25 protein-coding genes are annotated in these 18,903 nt (G+C 56.0%); 13 read left to right on the top strand and 12 right to left on the bottom strand.

Features of this window, described 5'->3' with window-relative positions; genetic code table 11:
• Positions 1-212: 212 nt before the first annotated feature.
• Together BN1137_RS23055 and BN1137_RS23060 are read right to left on the bottom strand one after the other, a co-directional pair.
• Positions 213-335, bottom strand: a complete 123-nt coding sequence (locus BN1137_RS23055; RefSeq protein WP_269745128.1) for a hypothetical protein — start codon at positions 333-335, stop codon at positions 213-215.
• A complete protein-coding gene (locus BN1137_RS23060; protein ID WP_269745129.1) occupies positions 332-463 on the bottom strand; it encodes a hypothetical protein in 132 nt (43 codons plus the stop codon). Before BN1137_RS23060 ends, BN1137_RS23055 begins: the two co-directional genes overlap by 4 nt.
• Before the next feature lie 287 nt (positions 464-750).
• Between BN1137_RS23060 and BN1137_RS22495 the strand changes: the two genes are divergently transcribed.
• Positions 751-1,122 (top strand): hypothetical protein, encoded by a 372-nt coding sequence (locus BN1137_RS22495; protein WP_198150653.1) that lies wholly within the window; start codon positions 751-753, stop codon positions 1,120-1,122.
• Between the two features lie 158 nt (positions 1,123-1,280).
• Here the strand turns inward: BN1137_RS22495 and BN1137_RS22890 are convergent, their stop codons facing one another.
• The 4 genes from BN1137_RS22890 to BN1137_RS15030 form a co-directional block, all read right to left on the bottom strand.
• Positions 1,281-1,586 carry a hypothetical protein gene (locus BN1137_RS22890; protein ID WP_232306951.1) on the bottom strand — a complete coding sequence of 102 codons (306 nt, stop codon included), beginning with the start codon at positions 1,584-1,586 and terminating at the stop codon, positions 1,281-1,283.
• 3 nt (positions 1,587-1,589) lie between these two features.
• Positions 1,590-1,958, bottom strand: a complete 369-nt coding sequence (locus BN1137_RS22895) for an LPD38 domain-containing protein (protein ID WP_050719377.1) — start codon at positions 1,956-1,958, stop codon at positions 1,590-1,592.
• A 3-nt stretch (positions 1,959-1,961) separates the two neighbouring features.
• Positions 1,962-2,333 carry a recombination protein NinB gene (locus BN1137_RS22500; protein ID WP_198150654.1) on the bottom strand — a complete coding sequence of 124 codons (372 nt, stop codon included), beginning with the start codon at positions 2,331-2,333 and terminating at the stop codon, positions 1,962-1,964.
• 500 nt (positions 2,334-2,833) lie between these two features.
• Positions 2,834-3,619, bottom strand: coding sequence for a COG4705 family protein (locus tag BN1137_RS15030; protein ID WP_050719378.1), 786 nt, complete (start codon positions 3,617-3,619; stop codon positions 2,834-2,836).
• A gap of 501 nt (positions 3,620-4,120) precedes the next feature.
• Between BN1137_RS15030 and BN1137_RS15035 the strand changes: the two genes are divergently transcribed.
• Both BN1137_RS15035 and BN1137_RS15040 read left to right on the top strand, forming a co-directional pair.
• A complete protein-coding gene (locus tag BN1137_RS15035; protein WP_050719379.1) occupies positions 4,121-5,332 on the top strand; it encodes an alpha-xenorhabdolysin family binary toxin subunit A in 1,212 nt (403 codons plus the stop codon).
• Positions 5,333-5,413: 81 nt separating this feature from the next.
• Positions 5,414-6,475, top strand: coding sequence for an alpha-xenorhabdolysin family binary toxin subunit B (locus BN1137_RS15040; protein WP_050719380.1), 1,062 nt, complete (start codon positions 5,414-5,416; stop codon positions 6,473-6,475).
• A 65-nt stretch (positions 6,476-6,540) separates the two neighbouring features.
• Here BN1137_RS15040 and BN1137_RS15045 read toward each other — a convergent pair whose 3' ends face one another.
• Positions 6,541-7,173 (bottom strand): replication protein P, encoded by a 633-nt coding sequence (locus tag BN1137_RS15045; protein WP_157433784.1) that lies wholly within the window; start codon positions 7,171-7,173, stop codon positions 6,541-6,543.
• Between BN1137_RS15045 and BN1137_RS22505 the strand changes: the two genes are divergently transcribed.
• The 4 genes from BN1137_RS22505 (at position 7,172) to BN1137_RS15060 (ending at position 9,783) form a co-directional block, all read left to right on the top strand.
• The gene (locus BN1137_RS22505; protein ID WP_408605550.1) at positions 7,172-7,324 is read left to right on the top strand and encodes a hypothetical protein; all 153 of its coding nucleotides are present in this window, start codon (positions 7,172-7,174) and stop codon (positions 7,322-7,324) included. The genes BN1137_RS15045 and BN1137_RS22505 overlap by 2 nt on opposite strands.
• Positions 7,325-7,341: 17 nt before the next feature.
• Positions 7,342-7,467, top strand: a complete 126-nt coding sequence (locus tag BN1137_RS23065) for a hypothetical protein (RefSeq protein WP_269745130.1) — start codon at positions 7,342-7,344, stop codon at positions 7,465-7,467.
• A 2-nt stretch (positions 7,468-7,469) separates the two neighbouring features.
• Entirely contained in the window at positions 7,470-7,688 is a 219-nt protein-coding gene (locus BN1137_RS15055) for a hypothetical protein (protein WP_050719382.1), read from the top strand.
• A gap of 226 nt (positions 7,689-7,914) precedes the next feature.
• Complete coding sequence (locus tag BN1137_RS15060) at positions 7,915-9,783, top strand: potassium transporter Kup (RefSeq protein ID WP_050719383.1); 1,869 nt, start codon at positions 7,915-7,917, stop codon at positions 9,781-9,783.
• A 111-nt stretch (positions 9,784-9,894) separates the two neighbouring features.
• Here the strand turns inward: BN1137_RS15060 and BN1137_RS15065 are convergent, their stop codons facing one another.
• Positions 9,895-10,326 (bottom strand): GNAT family N-acetyltransferase, encoded by a 432-nt coding sequence (locus tag BN1137_RS15065; RefSeq protein ID WP_050719763.1) that lies wholly within the window; start codon positions 10,324-10,326, stop codon positions 9,895-9,897.
• 183 nt (positions 10,327-10,509) lie between these two features.
• Between BN1137_RS15065 and BN1137_RS15070 the strand changes: the two genes are divergently transcribed.
• The 3 genes from BN1137_RS15070 (at position 10,510) to BN1137_RS23190 (ending at position 12,317) form a co-directional block, all read left to right on the top strand.
• Positions 10,510-11,010, top strand: a complete 501-nt coding sequence (locus BN1137_RS15070; RefSeq protein WP_050719384.1) for an SRPBCC family protein — start codon at positions 10,510-10,512, stop codon at positions 11,008-11,010.
• A gap of 270 nt (positions 11,011-11,280) precedes the next feature.
• Entirely contained in the window at positions 11,281-12,234 is a 954-nt protein-coding gene (locus BN1137_RS15075; protein WP_050719385.1) for a GGDEF domain-containing protein, read from the top strand.
• Positions 12,231-12,317: a hypothetical protein gene (locus BN1137_RS23190; protein ID WP_408605553.1), complete on the top strand. Its 87-nt coding sequence runs from the start codon at positions 12,231-12,233 to the stop codon at positions 12,315-12,317. The genes BN1137_RS15075 and BN1137_RS23190 overlap by 4 nt, the downstream gene beginning before the upstream one ends.
• 94 nt (positions 12,318-12,411) lie before the next feature.
• Here the strand turns inward: BN1137_RS23190 and BN1137_RS15080 are convergent, their stop codons facing one another.
• Positions 12,412-12,918, bottom strand: coding sequence for a GNAT family N-acetyltransferase (locus BN1137_RS15080; RefSeq protein ID WP_050719386.1), 507 nt, complete (start codon positions 12,916-12,918; stop codon positions 12,412-12,414).
• A gap of 161 nt (positions 12,919-13,079) precedes the next feature.
• A complete protein-coding gene (locus tag BN1137_RS15085) occupies positions 13,080-14,339 on the bottom strand; it encodes a GNAT family N-acetyltransferase (protein WP_050719387.1) in 1,260 nt (419 codons plus the stop codon).
• 305 nt (positions 14,340-14,644) lie between these two features.
• Between BN1137_RS15085 and BN1137_RS15090 the strand changes: the two genes are divergently transcribed.
• From BN1137_RS15090 to BN1137_RS15100, 3 genes are read left to right on the top strand one after another with little or no spacing between them, the layout of a single operon-like run.
• Complete coding sequence (locus BN1137_RS15090; protein WP_050719388.1) at positions 14,645-15,463, top strand: DUF3100 domain-containing protein; 819 nt, start codon at positions 14,645-14,647, stop codon at positions 15,461-15,463.
• Complete coding sequence (locus tag BN1137_RS15095; protein WP_050719389.1) at positions 15,460-15,909, top strand: hypothetical protein; 450 nt, start codon at positions 15,460-15,462, stop codon at positions 15,907-15,909. The genes BN1137_RS15090 and BN1137_RS15095 overlap by 4 nt, the downstream gene beginning before the upstream one ends.
• Positions 15,909-17,090 (top strand): M20 metallopeptidase family protein, encoded by a 1,182-nt coding sequence (locus tag BN1137_RS15100; protein ID WP_050719390.1) that lies wholly within the window; start codon positions 15,909-15,911, stop codon positions 17,088-17,090. The genes BN1137_RS15095 and BN1137_RS15100 overlap by 1 nt, the downstream gene beginning before the upstream one ends.
• 200 nt (positions 17,091-17,290) lie before the next feature.
• Here the strand turns inward: BN1137_RS15100 and BN1137_RS15105 are convergent, their stop codons facing one another.
• A complete protein-coding gene (locus BN1137_RS15105) occupies positions 17,291-18,250 on the bottom strand; it encodes a LysR substrate-binding domain-containing protein (RefSeq protein ID WP_050719391.1) in 960 nt (319 codons plus the stop codon).
• Complete coding sequence (gene pdxH, locus BN1137_RS15110; RefSeq protein ID WP_050719392.1) at positions 18,250-18,888, bottom strand: pyridoxamine 5'-phosphate oxidase; 639 nt, start codon at positions 18,886-18,888, stop codon at positions 18,250-18,252. Before pdxH ends, BN1137_RS15105 begins: the two co-directional genes overlap by 1 nt.
• Between the last annotated feature and the right edge of the window lie 15 nt (positions 18,889-18,903).

Consider the following 18,903-nt stretch of genomic DNA (forward strand, 5'->3'; position numbering starts at 1 on the left):
ATTCTATCTTCCTCCTGGGGCGTCAAATCCAATGTCTCGATAAGTTCTTCTAGTTCGGTCAGTGATGATTCCATCCAATGTCTCCCGTTCTCTCTCAACCTCTCGGCTGTGAAAATACTGTATACTCATACAGATTAATGGAAAGAAACCTACCACTTTCAGACCCATTTGGGTATCAAAAAAGGGGCCAAAGCCCCTAGATGTGATTGAGTTCAAACCTGCATCATGCGCAGAATCCGCTCTGTCAGTACCTGCTTGTTCTGCTGAGTCAGGTCAACACCGTCCAGCTCGTCCATTAAGGCGGCTAACTCTCCTTGCTGTTGGGCTGCGCTCATGCTGCCCCCTTGATCACTTTGTCCTGGGTGAGCAGGCCATCCCAGTCCTTCTTCATAGGGAGACCGCCTTTCAGATAGAGCTGATAGATGCGCACCACCACTTTCTGCAGCAACACTAGAGTAAACACGATGAACGACTCAAAGCTATGCTGCTTTTGCTAGTGCTGCTCCTCAGTGAGATACCAGTCACGGGCATAAGAGGCGGAACACCAGCGCTTGCCGAAGTGGCTTTCATTGAACAACCAACCACACGTGATTACGTGCTCAAGGAACTGAGTTACTTTTGTCAGAGGTACGCGCTCTCCTAAAGAAAAACGAAGAAGAGACGTGATCGGTGTCACTGGTCTAAATCAGCGGCCTTGTTATCCCTCCTATCAAAATGCTATCAACCGAGACCCACTCATAAGAGGTTATGATGGTAATGAACAAGGCGTTAGTTTGCGCGGGCTTAATATTATTGATGACGGGTTGTGCTCAAAACCCAAGAATTGACAGTCTTTCATCTTCCGAGAGAGCGAAGGTTGGTGAGGTAAAAATATTTAGTGGCAAACCTGATCGCTATTTCACTATTCTGGGTGAAGTTAGCGGACTATCTTGCAATAGAAACCTACATCAAGAACAAAATGTTTCCGATACTGAAGCTATGGAAGGGTTGAAAATCAAAACGGTAATGCTTGGCGGTGACGCAATAGTTAACACCCTGTGTCAGAAGAACTCAGACACTGACTGGCTTAACAACTGCTGGGCATCCGTGAAGTGCATTGGTGATGCAGCAAAACTGCAATGATTGCCAGCGTATCAAGCTAAGGGGGTAAGCCACATTTCATGTGGTTTACCCAAACACGGAGAAAACTGGGCTGGTGATGGCCCACACACCCAAGAAGCTCTCTGATCTGGCGAGCAGCATTGATGATAAACCAATCCCCCTCCGAATATGCGCGGTTATTACCAGTTATCCCGGTTGTGATTGACGGCTTGGTACACGAGGCCATTCTTATGTGCCAGCAACTCATCAATCCGACGGCGCTTTTCCTCAGACTCCAAAGTCTTGTCACGTTGAATCAGGTCAATCTTGTTGCGAACTACCCGCACCTGCTGCTGTGTGCTGCTCAGGTTGCGACGCGACTTAAGGATCCCTCCCTGTTCTTCCAGCAACTCGCTGGCTTTATCTGTCAGTCCCTCGCTACGATACTGGTCCACTGTACGCTTGAGTTGATTCACCTCGCTCAGCATCCGGTAAAACTCTTCCATGTGCTAAGTGGACTTGGCTAGCCCGGTGCCGCGATACACAGCCTTCACTAGAGGGATTTCGTCAGCACGCCAGGCAGTTGACTCTCCTGGCTTGGCGGCTCGGATCAGGCCGTCAGCTGCAGCCATCACATAGCTTCCCATAGTGCCGGTATAGCCGAACAGCAGATGCTTGGGTGACAACCCTGAAAGCTCTCCCAACTCGCACATCAGCAGGCTAGTCTGCTCGTTGTAGCGAGCCTCCGCTTTGACGGCCAGTTCCTGCGGGCCGTCGATGGGGCCACCGCGGAAATTGTCGTAGTTGAAGGCAGCCTCCACCACAGATTTGACGATCTGTGGTGTCGGGTTCAGAGCGAATGTATCCCCGAACTGCACGCCCTACTGGGCGCCAAAGGACTGCGCTAGCTCGATAAGGTCGCGCATCTCCCGCACAATCATCTTGGAGGTGGACTTACCCAGCACCACGAAGCCGGTACCGTCGATGTTCGGTACCACGTCTTGCTGATACAGAGCGGCGCTGAGGACATGCTTCCAGTCCTCCTTAGCGAGCTTTCGCCCGTGCCAGCTCACCTGCTCGGCGATATCGGTGAGACACGCCCAAAACATACTGTTCTGGGCCAGGGAACGGGTCATCTCCTTAATTTCGATGACCAGCGGCTTGTCCTGATCAACCGGCAAGCCAGCGACCAACTGGCAAGCTCGGGAGCGGATTTCAGGGCTTCGGAGGAAATACTTGGGGTAGGCGTTCAAATTGCGCCCTCCCCTAGCAGTTTATGGAACAGCTCAGTCTGCTCGGGGCTGAACTGAGGGGGATAGGTTTTATACTGTGGATGCTGGCACAGCCGCGCGGGCGTACTGCGGATAGATCTCGGGTATGTGGTTTGGTCATGGTCTGGGTCCTTTTAATCATACACAGCCGGGTGGTCTAGGTCCGGCACTGACTATGGTACCTACTATCGATAATTTCTGTCACACGCCGAAACACTATTTAATTAGACTCGATTTTCTACAAATCTATTGAGTAATAAACACAAGTAGGAAAAATCGTCTTCTCTAGACACCTAATTTTCATGAGCCATAAAAATAAAAGCCCCCGAGTAGTTATCTACTCGGGGATTTTGAGTTTCTAATGCATGTGCATGGTTTATTCAGACGACTACATTTGACTTATTTACAAAGCACGGAAAATCCCAGAGCATGAATACTTAATGCTGAAAATAATCTCATCTATGGTTTACTAAATCGTTCAATTAACTGTCCGCATCCAAATCTAAGGTCACTGGCTCACTCCGCTTACTTTTCAAGGTAGAAAGGTAAACAAGAATAGCAATCGCCACAAGCAATGCAATCGAGGCTGTATAGCGGCTCAGCTCCAACCCGCCCTTGCTAATCGGCTTATCCAAGAAATCTCCAACAACAGCCCCAAGAGGACGCGTAATGATGAAAGCAGCCCAGAATAGCAAAGTCCTAGATATCTTGGTCCACAGATAAGCAGCCACGATGACAAGCAAGATGCCACCAAACACCACCGAACTACCTGCATAACCAAAGCCAGCATTATCCGCAGTCCAATCACCTAGAGCGGTACCAAGGGTTTGCGAAAACATGATGGTAATCCAGTAGAACATCTCCGTCCTAGGTGAAGAGATCACACTGGACGATATCTCTCCCTGAGCTCGGTACCACACCCCAAACGAACCAAGTAACAAGAGGAACAGCATCAGCGAGCCACCCGCGTAACCAATCCCCAAAGAGCGGTCAGCGAAATCGGCCAGAGTCGTACCGACTGTTGTGGTTGCAATGATGGTGGTCCAGTACAGCGCCGGGTTATAGGTCTTGGCTGATATCTGGGCACTTACAGCAACAAAAAAAATGACAGCAAAGATAGCTGTGCCCACCAGATACCCAAGATCCATGGACATGGAGACTGCATCTCCACCGGTTTCACCCAGTGTCGTCGCAAGTATTTTAATGACCCAAAATGCTAGCGTGAGTTCAGGCACTTTGCTTACTGCACTACTGGTGTTATTCATCATGATTCACCATATCCTGTGGTTAGACGAATTGCCGTCCAACATAGAATGTGGAATCTTTATTAAGAAACACTTAAGTTGGATACCTCCTCAAAAAATTATTCTGCGCCTAGTTCCAACACCTATTGAGAGGTATGTGCAACTTGAGAGTTGTTTAATTTATTTCGATGATACCCAGCTATACCGTGGCTTTAGAATATTAATCACGGCCCCATCGTTTGATAACAAGACATATATCATGACTGATTTTTCTTACTAGACAGAGATTTCGGCGGCTCCGGCTTACCCCCCTTGTTCGAGGAATCAAGCGCGAGTGCATAGCGCATTGATTTCACATCAATTTTATTGTGTAGCGAAAAACTCACCACCACACAACTGATATCTTTATCAGCTTGCTTTTTGAGCCAATGTGCATAGGTTGATTAGGCGTAGTAATTACGTTAGTTTTTTGGCTCAAGACACAGAACTTGTTCAAGTCCTTATAATTTTGGAGAAATAATCAAAATGATTGCTGACAGCTCCGTACCCATTAAGTCTAAACCTATTGAGGCTGGACAGGTTCCAACTTTGACGCTGAAGCTGCTCACTGGCAGTCAAACTGATGGCGGCCGCGCAGCTGGCATCTTTACTGCCGACGACCTAATCAAAATCTTGCTGTATGTCCGCGCTGCCAGGAAGCTACCGCAGAACCTAGAACAGTTTACGAAAGAAATTGGCAGTGACAGCACAGGCATTCCTGGGCTTGAGCCTAAAGAAATCATTGATTTGTACCAAAAGATCACTGGCCATGCTAACCGCTGGACACCAGTCGAAAGTCTGGTGAAGAAGCAAGCCGCTAGCCTCGAAGTCGCATCGGAAGACATCGTTAGAATTGGTGGCCAAGTCATCAAGGCCATCAACCAGATGGATATCATAGAGCAGCTGAAAACCATCAAAGACTCGACTTTAACAATCCCAATTTCTAGTGACAAAGACACCAAAATTCAAAAGGCGTTGCCAGAAGTCATCGCGAGGTTAAAGGAAATCTGCATCAAACAGCAGGAAAAGACGCTCGAGGTGCTAAGGGCAGTGCGTGACTACAAGACCGAGATATCTGGTGGCACTCTGTCAAACAACCAAGCAGTGACGGGTCTTGAGCCAGCGATCGCAGACAAGAAAGAGCGAGCAAAGAAAGCCAATTTGGATGGTCAGATCAAAGAACTCCAAGACAGTATTGATGACCTTCAAAAGGATATCGATCAACTGAAGAAAGACTACGACAAGTATGTCGGGCTTGCATTCACTGGTGCCGCAGGTGGAATCATTGGTCTCGCCATTACAGGTGGCATTTTTGGCGACAAGGCTGAGAAGGCTCGGAAAGAGAGGAACTCAAAAATCCAGGAAAAGGATGAGAAGTCCAAAGACCTCAAGAGGAAACAGCAGGTACAGGGCATTCTCAATCAGTTTGCAACCCAATTTACAGATATTGGAATGCGATTATTGGATGCTGAGCAGTCCCTAGAGCACCTCGACTTCTTGTGGACCGACATCATCGTAAGAATTGATCAATCGGTTGATAAGTGGAAGCAAGTCAAAGACAGCGATATGTTGCTGTCCTTTGTTACTGACCTTGAAGGAATCGTCAAACCGTGGAGTGAAGTGGGCAACATGAGCACCGGGCTCGAGAAAGTCTTTGACAAGGCTTATGAAGAGTTCAAAAAAACCTACGGCTCCTAGTGAAAGCTCACCTCGATAAATTTTCGAGCACAGCCACGCTTTCCAAGCACTTTTCAAACATGCGATAAGGTCATCATCACTATGCAGCTTTCCAATTCTACAGCTAATATCCCGAACTTTGAGTCTGTGGCACATTCTGTCACAACTATTAAGCGAAGCGTTCCTGCGACAAGCGATGGAGCATATTCCTACTTTACAGATCGTCTTAAGCTCGCTGCTACTGTGGCAGACAACCTTAATCAAGAGATCAGCAACGCTCTTACCTTGCTGCCAACCTCGTTGAACAACATGAAGGCAGTCCAACCACTTCAACAAAAAAGTGGTGAGATTGACGAAGCCCAACGCACGGGCAAAATTACTACTGTGCAGGCCAACGCCGCACGGGCACAGTTGCAAGGCAAGCTGGGTACTACAGTCTCATCCACCCTCACAGACTTTGACAATGCTGCGACTAAGCTTTCTGAGTCTGCCGATCGCCTCTCAACATTTGGGAAAGAAACCGAGGTGCGACTTAAGGATGCCTTAGCCACCGAGACAGCAAACCATGAGCGCCTAAAGCAGGACGTTGATCGTGAGTCTGCTCGTCTCAAAATCCTCAAAGAGCGCTACGAAACCTTAGCTGCAGCCGTTGATGAAGCGCGGGGTGGGCCTACTGAAGACCTTGTTGGACTCCTGCCAGATGAAAAGGAGCTGTCGAGCCTTCTTGATGCTGAACCGGAGGATGCTGCGGCTCCAGAGGTTGGAGCCGCGAAGAAGGCAATCGAGCTATCCGTAAAGCAAATTAAGAAAATATTGGCGGCTGTTGACAAGACCATTAAGTTCGAGCAACTCACCCAAATGCGCGATGAAGTCTCCAAGGCGGTAACGAAGCAGACCAGTGTGGTAGAGGCCTTTCAAACAAGGCTGCGGGCGGAGAACGCGACACTAGCGCTGCTAGACACTATTGGAACTGCGGGAACGTCCATGACAGCGCTTGCTACGGAAACTACTAAGCTGTCCACAGAATTCTCTAGTTTTGTGGCAACGCTTCGGGATTTAAACAATCAGGCCGTCACGACGGATAACTTAATGGAAATCATTAACTACATGGAGTTTTATGTGAAGCAAGCTCGTGATGCTCGTAGCAAAGTCATCCTTTCTTAAATTGTTGCTCCGAACACGAGCGCTCATTGTATAAGTGCGATCGCCGTTATCACCTGACACCGGCCTCAGGCCGGTGTCTCTCTCCTCCCCCTCTTGAACAACGCCTTGAGGCTTGCAACCCCTCGTTGCCCCGTCTCCTGGTAGAACTCCGGGCTGTGCTGGATCTGGTCCCTAGTCGGTAGCCCCTTCAGTACCTCAGCACCCAAATCCTCTCCCGCAACCACTCGCCGTAGTAACTGAGCATACGCCTGCTCGAACACCAGCCGGTAGGCATCCAAGCTCAGTGTCTGCCGCTCCCAGCTTGTTGTCTTTGCTGCGAGCTCAACGGCAGGGTGTGTAAATCGGCGGGTGCGCACTTCGACCAGCGCGGTATCCAGCGTCGGCAATCCCAATGATTCGGGGGTGACCTGGCACCACTTGATAAACCTGCTGGTGCTCGGAAACCACTCTCCTCCCTGGCTGCGTGCTGTACGCATTCCCTGGCTCAGCTGATCACGACTGGTGCAGTTGGCCTCGACCAGCGCCACAGTCCATTCTCGCAATGCCCTGGCTTGCATTTCGGGATTGGGGAAGGCCCTCTGCCAAGCAGGGAAGATCACCTTGAGCTGCTCGAACAGCATGGCGACCACCTGGGTATCCTGTTCGGTTACCACTGCAGTAACCTGGCGAACCGGCACGGGCGTGATCTTGCTCGGCATGTTGGCCAGCACCTCGCTCAAGAACTACGAGCTGAACTACCGGGAAATCAGCGGCAGCACCTTGTTGTTGATAGCACAGCACCCCGAGCTCTCAGCCCACTTCACCTGGCTGACGACTGGCCAGGGTGAACTTCCGGCCATAGCCGCCTGAATGTAGAGGGACTCTCCATGAAGCAACTGACCGAAGTCCAGGTGATGGGCTTTCGCGGCTCAATACCGCCTCGCACTGCGACCCGCCGCGCTATCAAGGTCGACCACGAACATCGTGCCCTCCTGGTTGAAATGGAGCTTTAGCCATGAATGAAAACACCCTGCTAGCCCTGCTCGAAAGCCAAGAAGCTGAGGCCAACGCCAAGGCCGAGTGGATCGCTGCGTGGACTGAGGCCAGCCTCCCACTACTGCTGACCGGTGAGCTCGATACTGATGCGGCCACCCTGCTCGCCGAGGTGGATGCAGACCGGACCGCACAATTCAATCAGTCAATCTTCCCGATGGATACAGGTGGTTTTCACTGAACGACTCGCTGACCTCATCGATGACTCTCGGGGCTGTCTAACGGGGCTGCCCCTCACATTCAATCAAACATCCATTCAGTCCATCAGGACCACACAACTCTTCACCAGCCTGAAATGAGATAGATCCCTGTCGCTGATGGCATCAGGTATTCATTACTTGTCATTTCACTCTCGAGCTGGCTCATCGTACTATCGTTAAAATAATGAATTAAAATGGAATTTCATCATGAGCAATGGAGAAGGGCATGGCCGGATGGCCATTACTCTGGCGGCGCTTGGGGTAGTTTACGGTGACATCGGCACCAGTCCACTCTATGCCTTGAAGCAGAGTTTTGCGGGGCATATGGGATTGCAGCCCGGCAAAGAGGAGATCTACTCGATTGTGTCTCTCTTCTTCTGGACCCTCATGATTGTCGTGTCGCTCAAATACGTGCTGCTGGTACTCAGGGCCGACAACAAGGGCGAAGGTGGCATACTGACATTGGCCTCCCTCGCCGAGCGGCGCCTCTCTGCACGTGCTCGTACTGTGGTGATGCTGCTGGGGCTGACCGGGGTGGGGCTATTTATCGGGGATGCGGTGATCACCCCGGCGATCTCCGTGCTCTCCGCCGTAGAGGGGCTGCAAATTGTGGCCCCGGATCTTGCCCCCTTCGTGCTCCCCATCGCTCTGGTCGTGCTGGTGGTGCTGTTCGGCGTCCAGCACTACGGCACCGCCGGGATTGGGCGCTGGTTCGGGCCCATCATGCTGCTCTGGTTCATCACCCTGGCACTGCTCGGCGTGCTCGAAATAGCACAGAACCCCGCGATCCTGCGGGCCATCAATCCGCTCTATGCCGTTGATTTTCTGCTGGCCAGGCCGGGAACGGCGTTTGTCGTGCTGGGCGCCGTGGTGCTATGCGTGACCGGGGCCGAGGCACTCTATGCCGACATGGGGCACTTTGGACGTGGCGCTATCCAGCTAGCGTGGGGGAGCCTGGTGATGCCTGCCCTGTTGCTCAACTACTTCGGTCAGGGCGCCTTGCTGCTGCGTCACCCCGAGGCCATCGAGAATCCATTCTATCTGCTGGCACCATCCTGGATGACCTTGCCTCTGATTGTGATGGCAACCCTGGCGACCGTCATTGCCTCCCAGGCGGTCATTTCCGGTACTTACTCCCTGGTTCGACAGGCTATCTTGCTCGGGTTTCTGCCGCGTCAGGAGATCCGCTACACCTCTGAACACGAGAAGGGCCAGATCTATCTTCCCCTGGTCAATTGGCTGCTGTTAGGAGGGATAGTGCTGGTGATCTTCTGGTTCAAGAGTTCAAGCAATCTGGCTGCTGCGTACGGCATTGCCGTGACAGGTACCATGGTGATCACCACGCTGCTGCTCATGGTGGTTGCATTCCATCGCTGGAAACAGCCCCTCTGGCTGATTGGCTTGGTGGGAGCCCCACTGCTACTGATGGACCTGGCCTTCTTCAGCGCCAATACCACCAAGTTCTTATCTGGCGGTTGGTTGCCCGTCTCGTTCGCCCTGTTGGCCATCATGGTGATGACCACCTGGAAGCGCGGACGCGAGCTGGTGCTCGACAAGCTCGAGAACAAGTCGTTGGCACTGCAGTCTTTCGTCGATGATATGCAGCTTCATCCCCCCCTGCTGGTGCCGGGTACCGCGGTTTTTCTTTCCAAGTCGAACAAGGTCGTGCCCCATGCCATTTTGCATAACCTCAAGCACAACAAGGTGCTGCATGAGCGGGTGATTTTTCTGACCATTCGGGTAAAGGATGAGCCCTGGTTGCCACCCGAGGAGCGGCTGGAGCTGGCTCAGCTCGGGCAGGGATTCTGGCAGGTCGTCGCCCATTTTGGTTATCAGGAGACACCCTCCATGAAGGAGATCTTCCAGGCTTGCACCGAGCATGACCTGGTAGTGAGGCTCAGCAATACCTCCTTCTTCCTCTCCTATGAGTACCTCATCAGCACGGATCTGCCGGGCATGGCGCGCTGGCGTGAAGGGCTATTTATCTGGATGAACCGCAACTCTTCCCGAGCAACCGACTTCTTCCAGATCCCGGCCAACCGAGTGGTGGAACTTGGTGTGCAGCTTGAGCTGTAAAGATCCCTTCAGCCCCTTGAGCAAGGCGAGTGACGAGGCGCCTGCTCAAGGGGCCATTCCGATACCGGCACAGTGCCACCACCGCTGGCTCCATGCCATAGCGATAGGACGCTAGCCACCCGCGGCCAGCACCAGCCTGCGCCAGGGCCCGGTGATCTCGCAGTGGCCCGTCTCATCGGTATTTTGCCAACCCAGCCGATGATAAAAGGCCAGCGCCGTGGTGTTGCTGGTAGCCACCTTGAGGGAGGCCGGTCTGGCATGATCCGCCAGTCCTTGCGTCAACAAGGCCCGTCCCATGCCCTGCCCGTGCCAGTCGGCCGTGACGTACAGATGATGCACAAAACTCTCTGCCCCCCAGATGGAGATAAAGCCACAGGGGGTACCACCTTGCTCGGCCACCCAGATTTGCTCGCCCCGGGTCTGCTCGGCAAAATCGCTCAATAGAAACAGAGAGGGCTCGACCCAGTCAAAGGCCTGCCGCCTCCCTTTGAGAAACAGCTGTGCCAGCGTGGGAGCATCCGTGTCTCGCATCATTCTGATCATGAAGAGATCCTTATTTTCCTTGGCCATCAATGCCCACTTTCCAATGGATCCCGCTGCCATGTCAAATAACGAGAATGGACCCAGTCGAACATAGCCATGTGTGACCTATGACTGCCTATTTTATCGCCTGAGGGGCTATACTGCCTGAGTTCCATCCATGACTGATTTGAGGTTCACTGATTTATGGATAGCAAACAGATTGAAGGCAATATCCTGGTGCCCGCTCACATTGACGACGTCTGGCGAGCCTGGACCACCGAGAGCGGTCTGCGCAGTTTTCTGGCTCCCGAGTGCCTGATGGTGCCAGAGCCCAACGGACCTTTCGAAATCTATTTCAGACCCGATGCGCCACTGGGTGAACGTGGCACCGAAGGCTGCCGGGTGATGGCGGTCATGCCCCATGACTTGCTCAGCTTCAGCTGGAATTTCCCCCCCCAATTCCCTCATATCCGCCAGCAGAAGACTCTCATCAGCCTGCGTTTCGTGCCGGAGGGTCAGGGAACCCGGCTTTATTTCCTGCAAACCGGCTGGGCCAACGATCCGGACTGGGATCAGGGCTATGCCTATTTCAAAGAAGAGTGGCTGGAGCTGAGCCTGCCTAGGTTGCAATACCGCTTCACCCACGGCCCCATCGACTGGAACAATCCGCCGGGCAAGCTGCAATTAAAATCCCTCGCACAGTAGGTTGAGCACTAGTGCTCACCCTGCGGCACAGGCCCGTCCTCTCCTGACCAGATGGGAGGCAACCGAGAGTGACTCCCTTACAGGGACTCGCTCATCCATACAAACAATGAGGTTTATTAACCAAAACAATGAGATAGACTTAAAAAGCCCTCAGGGCGGCTGATTTCATGCGATGATCGCGGCTGGTAGAAGATGCCTTCTCTGTACAGCAACGATATACACACAATAACAACCGCGCCCCAGCACCCATGCTGGGAACATGAGGTAGCCATGTTGATCGAGAAAACACTGCTTGAGCAATTCAACATCAATGAGATCGAAATCCAACGCCGAATGGAGCTGTTCAAGCTGACGCAGGCTGAGCTGGATCTGCTCGCACAGCAGCAGCCCATCATAGAGCAGCACCTCGACAGCCTCGTCGCCAAGTTTTACGACAAGCAGACCCAGTTTGACGAGATTGCCCTGCTGATCGGCGATGCCGACACCTTGCAGCGACTGCGCAACGCCCAGCGCCGCTATATCCAGGAGCTGTTCTCCGGCCACTACGACAACGCCTATGTCAACAGCCGGCTGCGTATCGGTCTGGTGCACAAGCGGATCGGGGTCGAGCCCAAGCTGTACCTCTCCGCCAGCTGTACCCTCAAGTACCTGATTGAAGATGTGTTGATCGAACACATGGCCAATCAATCGGAAGTCCCCCAGGTGCTGCGGGCCCTCGACAAGCTGATCAGTTTCGATACAGCACTGGTGTTCGATACCTATATCGGCACCCTACTGAGCGCGGTGGAAAATGCCAAGAAGCGGATGGAGACCTATGCTCGCGAGCTGGAGGAGAAGTCCAAGATCCTGAGCGCCCATGCGGAGCGCGATCCCCTCACCGAGCTGTACAACAAGCGGGCGATGCAGCGCACCATCATGCGTGAACTCAATGCCGCCATACGCCGCAAGAACTACCTGTCGGTGATCTACATCGACGTCAACAAGTTCAAGTTCATCAATGACACCTTCGGTCATGCGAAAGGTGACGAGGTCCTGCAAACCCTGGGACAGGCGATCACCGAGAGCTGCCGCACCTCGGACTTCCCATGCCGGATCGGCGGGGACGAGTTTTGTGTGATCCTGCCGGAGGCGAGCAGGGCCACCGCCTTGCACATCAGCGATCGCATCGAGGCGGCCTTCACCACCCCTACCCGGAGTACTCCATCAGCATCGGCATCTGTGTGACCGGCAATGAAAAATTTGTCAGTGCCAACGAGCTGATCGAAGGGGCCGACAAAGCGATGTACGAAGCCAAACAGCACTCCTGAGTGCGCCAGACTTACGCCTAGAAAGCACAATGCCGCTCACCCTGAGGTGAACGGCATTGTCAGGTAGCAGAGGGTTTCCCGCAGAGGGGTCGCGTTACTCTTCTTCCACCTCGTCAAACAGCGGGTGATAAAGCACCTCGCCCTGCAGGCCTTCGAGACCACCGGGTTGCAGCTCCATCGCCATGAAACAATCGGCCGGCACCTCGTAGATGCAGTTCAGACCGAAATCGCTGGCAGGCCGGAAGCCAAAACGGCTGTAGTAAGCCGGATCGCCCAGCACCACCACCGCCTTCCAGTCCATCTCCAGCGCCGTATCGAGCCCCTCTCGTACCAGATCCGAGCCGATGCCCTGTCCCTGCCAATCCGGATGCACCGCGACCGGCGCCAGACCGAGCCAGGGGCCGTCCTGTCCGTTAATGGTGATCGGGCTCAGCAACAGGTGTCCCATGAACTCGTACTCTTCCTCTTCGACCATGGTCACCACGGCGGCGCCACACTCGCGCAGGCGATTGACCAGCTCGGCCTCGTCGCTACGGCCAAAGGCGGCGCTCACCAGCTCATAGACCGGCAACATGTCGCCGGGGCGCTCGGTTCTCAGCATACAGCGTTACTCCTCGTACAGCAGAGCAGGCATTATTTCACAGAAGCAGCGGCGGGTTTGAATGCCTTTCGTTGAAAATGGGAGGGCGAGCTCAGGAAAACGCGTTACGCGCTCATAAAATACCGTCAGAACGCCCTCATCACGGCGCTGGCATGAGGGCGCTAGCGCTCACCTGTACGCTCGACTATGTGCTCACGAAGCAAGCGCAGCAGGTAGGCGAGCCCCCGCTCACCGCGCTCCTTGAGCAGTGCGCCCCCCCGATGCGAGGGCTGCAAAATACTGCCGCCCTCCAGCCAGCAGAGCGGATGATAACGGGCCACCAGCTCGGTCCCTGCCAGCCACCGCGTCTCGCTGCCCGTGCGCCCGTCGTCCATCATAAAGAGCGCCAGCTCCAGCACGCCGCCATATTCTCCTCGGGCCCAGGGGCCATGCAGGATGATCACCGCCACATGGGGATCCTCTAGCCAGGGCGCCAACCCGGCCAGCATGCCATCCGCCAGGACGGGGCTGCGATCCAGCCGCCAGTAGCTCACCTCAGCGGGATGGCTATCCGTCCCCTTGCGCCGCCCACAGTAGTGCATGCCGAGCTTGGCCATCACCCGGCCGGAGGCCAGATTGTCAGGCATGTGACGGGCACTGAGTGCCGGCAGCCGTTGCTGCTCGAAGGCAAAGGCTCTGACCAGTCGCCCCGCCCGGGTGGCAAGTCCCCTGTTCTGCCAGGGTACTCCCACCCACCAGGCCAGCTCACCGTTCCAGTGCAGGGAAATCACCCCAAGTAAGGGCGCCGTATCTCCCTCCGATGGCAGCGTCAGGGCCCAGGTCCAGCCCATGCCCAGCGCCGTCTTGCGCTCGCTCATGGCCAGCCAGTCGCGGGCACAATCCGGCGAATAGGGATGAGGAATATTGAGGGTGTAGCGCGCAAGCGCCTCGTCCGAGCAGTAGCGCACGATGTCTGCCTCGTCGGTGGGCAGCAGTGGTCGCAGCACCAGGGCAGGCGCGTCAGCCACTGGCTGCTCGTACAAGGTGGGAATATTCAGGCGCCGACCTAGCAGCCGTTGCAGCACCAGGGCCAGATCGTCATCTGCGGCCAGGGGGAGATCCGCGCCGCGAGGCCCCAGGGTGAGCAGGCCGCTCTCCTTGGCCAGGGTCAGCAGGACCGAGGAGGCGCTGATCAGGATCCGCTGACTCGCACAGGCTTGCTCGGCGGGTGCCTGTTCCTCGTCCAGCCAGGTGGCGAGCAAGACGCTGGCCGTGAGGGTGCCATCGGGCGGACAATCTGCCCAAGGCGCAGTCAGGCGCCCGGGCTGACGTTCGGCCCGCTTGCTCAGCAGCAGTTGCCAGCGGTGCCCCTGCCCTTGCCAAGCCAGCAATACCCCCTGCCAGTGGGGCTGCCAGAGAGCCGCCTCAATCAACAATTCCATTCTTTCCTCCGTCATACCTATCGCCGACTCACACCACAGACGCTGGCCAGCCACGGCTCGGAATGCACGCGCCCGGCGCTGGTTCACAGGCGGTATCCTCGCAAAAAGGCAGGATCCTGTGAGCAAGTGGCAACCAATTGTTAATCCCTGTTTTTAGCGTGGTTAAACGGCATACCCCATGAAAAAATGCCATATGGCCAGCTTGATGAACGTCACATTAATGGCGCCCCTCCCTTTCTATCATTTCCCCATCATGCATCCGCCAGCGCGGTCATGACAGCCAATGCATAACAAGAGATAACATCATGCAGCACACCAGTCCCCTCAAAACGGTCGTGGTCAGTACCCTGGCTACCGCCCTGCTGATCTTCGTGGCCCAGTATCTGATTGGGAAGCAAGAGATCAAGATAGGCATCGCCATCATTCCCATCCTGCCCATGCTTTTTGCCGTCATCATCGGCATGGCCGTCTCGGCCAAACCCATCAAGGATCGCATCCCCGGCTGGAAGACGCTCTTTACCGCCAAGGAAGAGGGTTTTTGCGGCAAGATGGTGGGCTTTAGCCTGCTGATCCTCGGCACCCAGTATGCCGGCATGATCATCCCCAACCTGAAAATGATCCTGAGTGTCGGGGTGCCGCTGTTCCTGCAGGAAATCGGCAACCTGCTGCCCATCTTCATCGCCATCCCGCTGGCGGTGAAGTTCGGCTTCGGTCGCCGCGCCATCGGGGCCTGCTCCTCCATCAGCCGTGAGCCTTCCATCGCGGTCATTCAGGGCAAATTCGGTACCGGCTCTCAGGAGTACATCGGCGTGCTCGCCATCTACCTGTGCGGTTCCGTCATCGGCACCCTCTGGTTCAGCGTGCTCGGTAGCATTGCCCCCCTCACCGGTCTGCACCCGCTGGCCCTGGCCGCCGGCTCTGGCGTCGGTTCTGGCTCCATGCTGAGCGCCGCCTCCGGTGCCCTCATCAACGGCCTGGACGAGGCACTGGCCCAGCAGGTACTGAGTATCGCCGCCGCCTCCAACCTGCTCTCCTCCGCCCTCGGTGCGCTCTCCCTGACCTATCTGGGACTGCCACTCGCCGAGAAGATCTTCGCCCTCTCTTCCAAAGGAGAACAGGTATGAAAAGCATCGTGATGGATATGCGCTTCGTCTTTCTGGCGATCCTGCTGGCCATGTTTACCCAGACCCTGACCACCGGCCTGCCGCTCTGGCTGATGGGGGACAGCTTCGTCGCCATGTCGCTGGTGGTGTTCGTCTCCCTGGTCGCCAAGCGCTACCTGCCCTCCTCCCTGCCGACCTTTGCCTATGCCACCATCATCGGCATTCTCATCTGCCTGCCGGAGACCCCGGTGCGCGGCCTGTTTATTGACGCGGTGGCGAAGATCTCCTTCCTCTCCTGCTGCGTGCCACTGCTGGCCTTCGCCGGCCTCTCCGTCGGCGGTCAGCTCGAAGAGCTCAAGAAGATGTCGTGGAAGGTGATCCTCATCTTCATGATCGTCTCCACCTGCTGCTTCTTCGGCGCCTCGCTGGTTGCCCAACTCGGCTTCTCCATTCAAGGGATCATCTGATGCACAACTACCACATCGAACCTGACCTGCTTGCCCTACGTGACTTCAGCCACGAGGTGCGCCACCACCTGCACCGCATCCCGGAATACTCGGGCGCCGAGTTCAAGACCTCGGCCTACTGCCGCGCGCTGATGGAAGAGTTTGGCTACCAGATCACCGACTACCCCGGCTTCACCGGTTTTCATGGCGATCTGAACATAGACCCCAGCCTGCCCACCATCGCGTTTCGCGCCGACATGGACGGCCTCGAGATGCACGACATGAGCGAGGTGGCCTTCAAATCCACTCACGAGGGGATGGCCCACAACTGCGGCCACGACTCCCACATGGCGATCGCGCTGACCACAGCCCGGTTCCTGGCTGCTCACCAGGAGCGGCTGCAATACAACGTGCGCATCATCTTCCAGATGGCGGAAGAGGACATGCGGGTACCGGGCGCCGAGAAGATGGTAGAGCTCGGCTGCATGAAGGGGGTGGACGAGATCTACGCGCTGCACAACGACGGCGCCATGGAGACCGGCACCATCAAGTTCAATCAGGGGGTCATGTCTTCCTGGGGCTCGGCCTGGACGCTGGAGGTGCGCGGCATCTCCGCCCACGGCTCGACCCCTCACAAGGGGCTGGATGCCATCCGCGAGGCGGTGCGCATCATCGAGGACATGGATTATATCGTCGCCAAGCGCACCAGTCCGTTCAGCCCGGCGGTGTTTGGCTGCGGCATGATCAACGGCGGCACCATCCCCAATGCGGTGGCCGATCACGTGCAGGCCCGTGGCACCATCCGCGCCATGGACGCCGAGACCGATCAGATCCTGAAAAACAGCTTCAAGGACATAGTCTCTCAAAGCGAGCTGCGCGGCTTCAAGACCAGCATGGTTTATGCCGGTTACCCGGCGGTGGAGAACCACGCAGCGGCCTGCCAACGCCTGCAACAGGCCGCCGCCAGTGTGCTGCCCGCCGAGGGCATCAACGGTCAGGGCCAGCCCATGACCGGTAGCGAGGATTTCAGCTACATGATCAACGCCACCCCGGGCCGCAAGGGCGCCATGTTCTTCCTCGGCAGCGGCTGCCAGGCCAAGGGGATCTGCAACTACCTGCATGCGAATCCCTACTACCTGGACGACGACTGCCTGCTGATCGGCGCCCAGATCTTTGTCAATCTGGCGACCCAGGCGGATTAAGCAGCGTCATCGACAAGGGGGGTGAGAAAGAGCGCATTCCCCGGCTCACTGGATGACGACATCTGCCGTTCAGTATCCGGATCGTCGTCAATCTGATGACCCAGGCATATTAAACACTGCCATAAAGCGAAAAGAGAGGCCAATGGCCTCTCTTTTTTCTATTCAAGGCAGTGATTATATCCACTGTAAGGCTGCCACCCTCACAGCCAGGGCAGGGTCGCCGGATTGATCGCCAGCGGCTGATTGATAAGCGACAGTTGCACCGTCTCCCGGCTCACGTGCGGCGCATAGAGATGGATGAAGTCATACATGTAGTCGCGCAGGTGAACGTGCCGGCGCAGGCAGACATGGGCCACGCTCGAGGCGATCAGATGATCGATGTTGAGCGCAACGAGATTCTCTTTGTCCCCCTCGTCGAAGGCGGCGGAGGCGATTACCCCCACCCCCATGCCGAGGCGCACATAGTGCTTGATGATGTCGGTGTCGGTGGCGGTCAGCACGATGCGCGGGCTGAGGCCGTGACGGCCGAACGCCTTGTCCATCTTGGAGCGACCGGTGAAGCCGAACACATAGGTGATAAGGGGATAACGGGCCAGATCCGCCATGGAGAGCGGCTGGCACGCGAGCAACGGGTGACCGTGAGGCACCACCACGCTACGCCCCCAGCGATAGCAGGGCACGGTCGCCAGCTCGTCGAACAGGTGCATGGACTCGGTGGCGATGGCCATCTCCACATCGCCGTTTTGCACCATCTGGGCGAGCTGGGCCGGCGCGCCCTGATGCAGATGAATACTGACCTCGGGGTAGCGGCGCGAGAAGGCGGTGATCACCGCCGGCAACTTGTAGCGCGCCATGGTGTGGGTGGTGGCGATGCGCAGCACCCCGCTGGTGGCGAGCTGCTCGCTCGCCGAGAGCTGGCCTAGCTGGTCGACCTGAGCCACCACCCCCTTGGCCAGCTCCATCACCTGTTCCCCCATGGGGGTCAGGCCAATCAGGTTCTTGCCCTTGCGGGTGAACAGCGCCAGTCCCAGCTCATCTTCCAGCATCTTCATCTGTTTGCTGAGGGTCGGTTGGGAGGTATAGAGCTTCTCCGCCGTCGCCGAGATGTTGAAGTTGTTCTTCACTATCTCGGTGAAGTTCTTGAGCCGGGCGATGTTCATCAGGGGGCCAGCCGCTCGATGTGCCAGCCTTCCCCTTCCCGGCTGTAGTAGAAGCGATCGTGCAACCGATGCTCGCCTCCCTGCCAAAACTCCACGGTGTCGATGACGACTCTGTAGCCGCCCCAGAAGCTCGGTAGCGGCACCTCACCATTGGCGAACTTCTGCTTGAGCTCGAGGAACTTGGCCTCCAGCACGCCGCGGGCCGAGATGCGCGACGACTGCTGGGAGACCCAGGCCGCGATCTGGCTGTCTTTCGGGCGGCTGTGGAAGTACTTCATCACCTCCAGGGCGCCGAGTTTTTCCACCCGGCCGGTGACATGCACCTGGCGGTCCAGGGTGTGCCAGGGAAAATGCAGGCTGATGCGGGGATTGCCGTCCAGCTGCGTCGCCTTGCGGCTGCCCATGTTGGTGTAAAACACCATGCCCTGGGCATCGTAGTGTTTGAGCAGCACGGTGCGCTGCCAGGGCTGCCCCTCGGCATCCACGGTCGCTATCACCATGGCGGTCGGATCGGAGAGGCGCGCCTCGCACGCTTGGGCCAGCCACTTCTCGAACAGATCCAGTGGCAAGGCCGGCAGATCGGCCCGGTGCAACCCGCCTTTGTTGTATTCACGGCGCAGGTCGGCAACATCCATCATCTTGATTTTCCTTCT

The sequence above is a fragment of the Aeromonas tecta genome (assembly GCF_000820185.1).
Lineage (GTDB): Bacteria > Pseudomonadota > Gammaproteobacteria > Enterobacterales > Aeromonadaceae > Aeromonas > Aeromonas tecta.

Coding starts and splice junctions, on each gene's coding strand:
- BN1137_RS22890 (WP_232306951.1), bottom strand. CDS start 1,586: ATGGAAGAGTTTTACCGGATGCTGAGCGAGGTGAATCAACTCAAGCGT.
- BN1137_RS22495 (WP_198150653.1), top strand. CDS start 751: ATGGTAATGAACAAGGCGTTAGTTTGCGCGGGCTTAATATTATTGATG.
- BN1137_RS15090 (WP_050719388.1), top strand. CDS start 14,645: ATGCAGCACACCAGTCCCCTCAAAACGGTCGTGGTCAGTACCCTGGCT.
- BN1137_RS15100 (WP_050719390.1), top strand. CDS start 15,909: ATGCACAACTACCACATCGAACCTGACCTGCTTGCCCTACGTGACTTC.
- BN1137_RS15040 (WP_050719380.1), top strand. CDS start 5,414: ATGCAGCTTTCCAATTCTACAGCTAATATCCCGAACTTTGAGTCTGTG.
- BN1137_RS15080 (WP_050719386.1), bottom strand. CDS start 12,918: ATGCTGAGAACCGAGCGCCCCGGCGACATGTTGCCGGTCTATGAGCTG.
- BN1137_RS15085 (WP_050719387.1), bottom strand. CDS start 14,339: ATGGAATTGTTGATTGAGGCGGCTCTCTGGCAGCCCCACTGGCAGGGG.
- BN1137_RS23055 (WP_269745128.1), bottom strand. CDS start 335: ATGAGCGCAGCCCAACAGCAAGGAGAGTTAGCCGCCTTAATGGACGAG.
- BN1137_RS15065 (WP_050719763.1), bottom strand. CDS start 10,326: ATGATCAGAATGATGCGAGACACGGATGCTCCCACGCTGGCACAGCTG.
- BN1137_RS15105 (WP_050719391.1), bottom strand. CDS start 18,250: ATGAACATCGCCCGGCTCAAGAACTTCACCGAGATAGTGAAGAACAAC.
- pdxH (WP_050719392.1), bottom strand. CDS start 18,888: ATGATGGATGTTGCCGACCTGCGCCGTGAATACAACAAAGGCGGGTTG.
- BN1137_RS23065 (WP_269745130.1), top strand. CDS start 7,342: ATGAAGCAACTGACCGAAGTCCAGGTGATGGGCTTTCGCGGCTCAATA.
- BN1137_RS15035 (WP_050719379.1), top strand. CDS start 4,121: ATGATTGCTGACAGCTCCGTACCCATTAAGTCTAAACCTATTGAGGCT.
- BN1137_RS15060 (WP_050719383.1), top strand. CDS start 7,915: ATGAGCAATGGAGAAGGGCATGGCCGGATGGCCATTACTCTGGCGGCG.
- BN1137_RS15075 (WP_050719385.1), top strand. CDS start 11,281: ATGTTGATCGAGAAAACACTGCTTGAGCAATTCAACATCAATGAGATC.
- BN1137_RS22505 (WP_408605550.1), top strand. CDS start 7,172: ATGTTGGCCAGCACCTCGCTCAAGAACTACGAGCTGAACTACCGGGAA.
- BN1137_RS15055 (WP_050719382.1), top strand. CDS start 7,470: ATGAATGAAAACACCCTGCTAGCCCTGCTCGAAAGCCAAGAAGCTGAG.
- BN1137_RS15095 (WP_050719389.1), top strand. CDS start 15,460: ATGAAAAGCATCGTGATGGATATGCGCTTCGTCTTTCTGGCGATCCTG.
- BN1137_RS15045 (WP_157433784.1), bottom strand. CDS start 7,173: ATGCCGAGCAAGATCACGCCCGTGCCGGTTCGCCAGGTTACTGCAGTG.
- BN1137_RS15070 (WP_050719384.1), top strand. CDS start 10,510: ATGGATAGCAAACAGATTGAAGGCAATATCCTGGTGCCCGCTCACATT.
- BN1137_RS15030 (WP_050719378.1), bottom strand. CDS start 3,619: ATGATGAATAACACCAGTAGTGCAGTAAGCAAAGTGCCTGAACTCACG.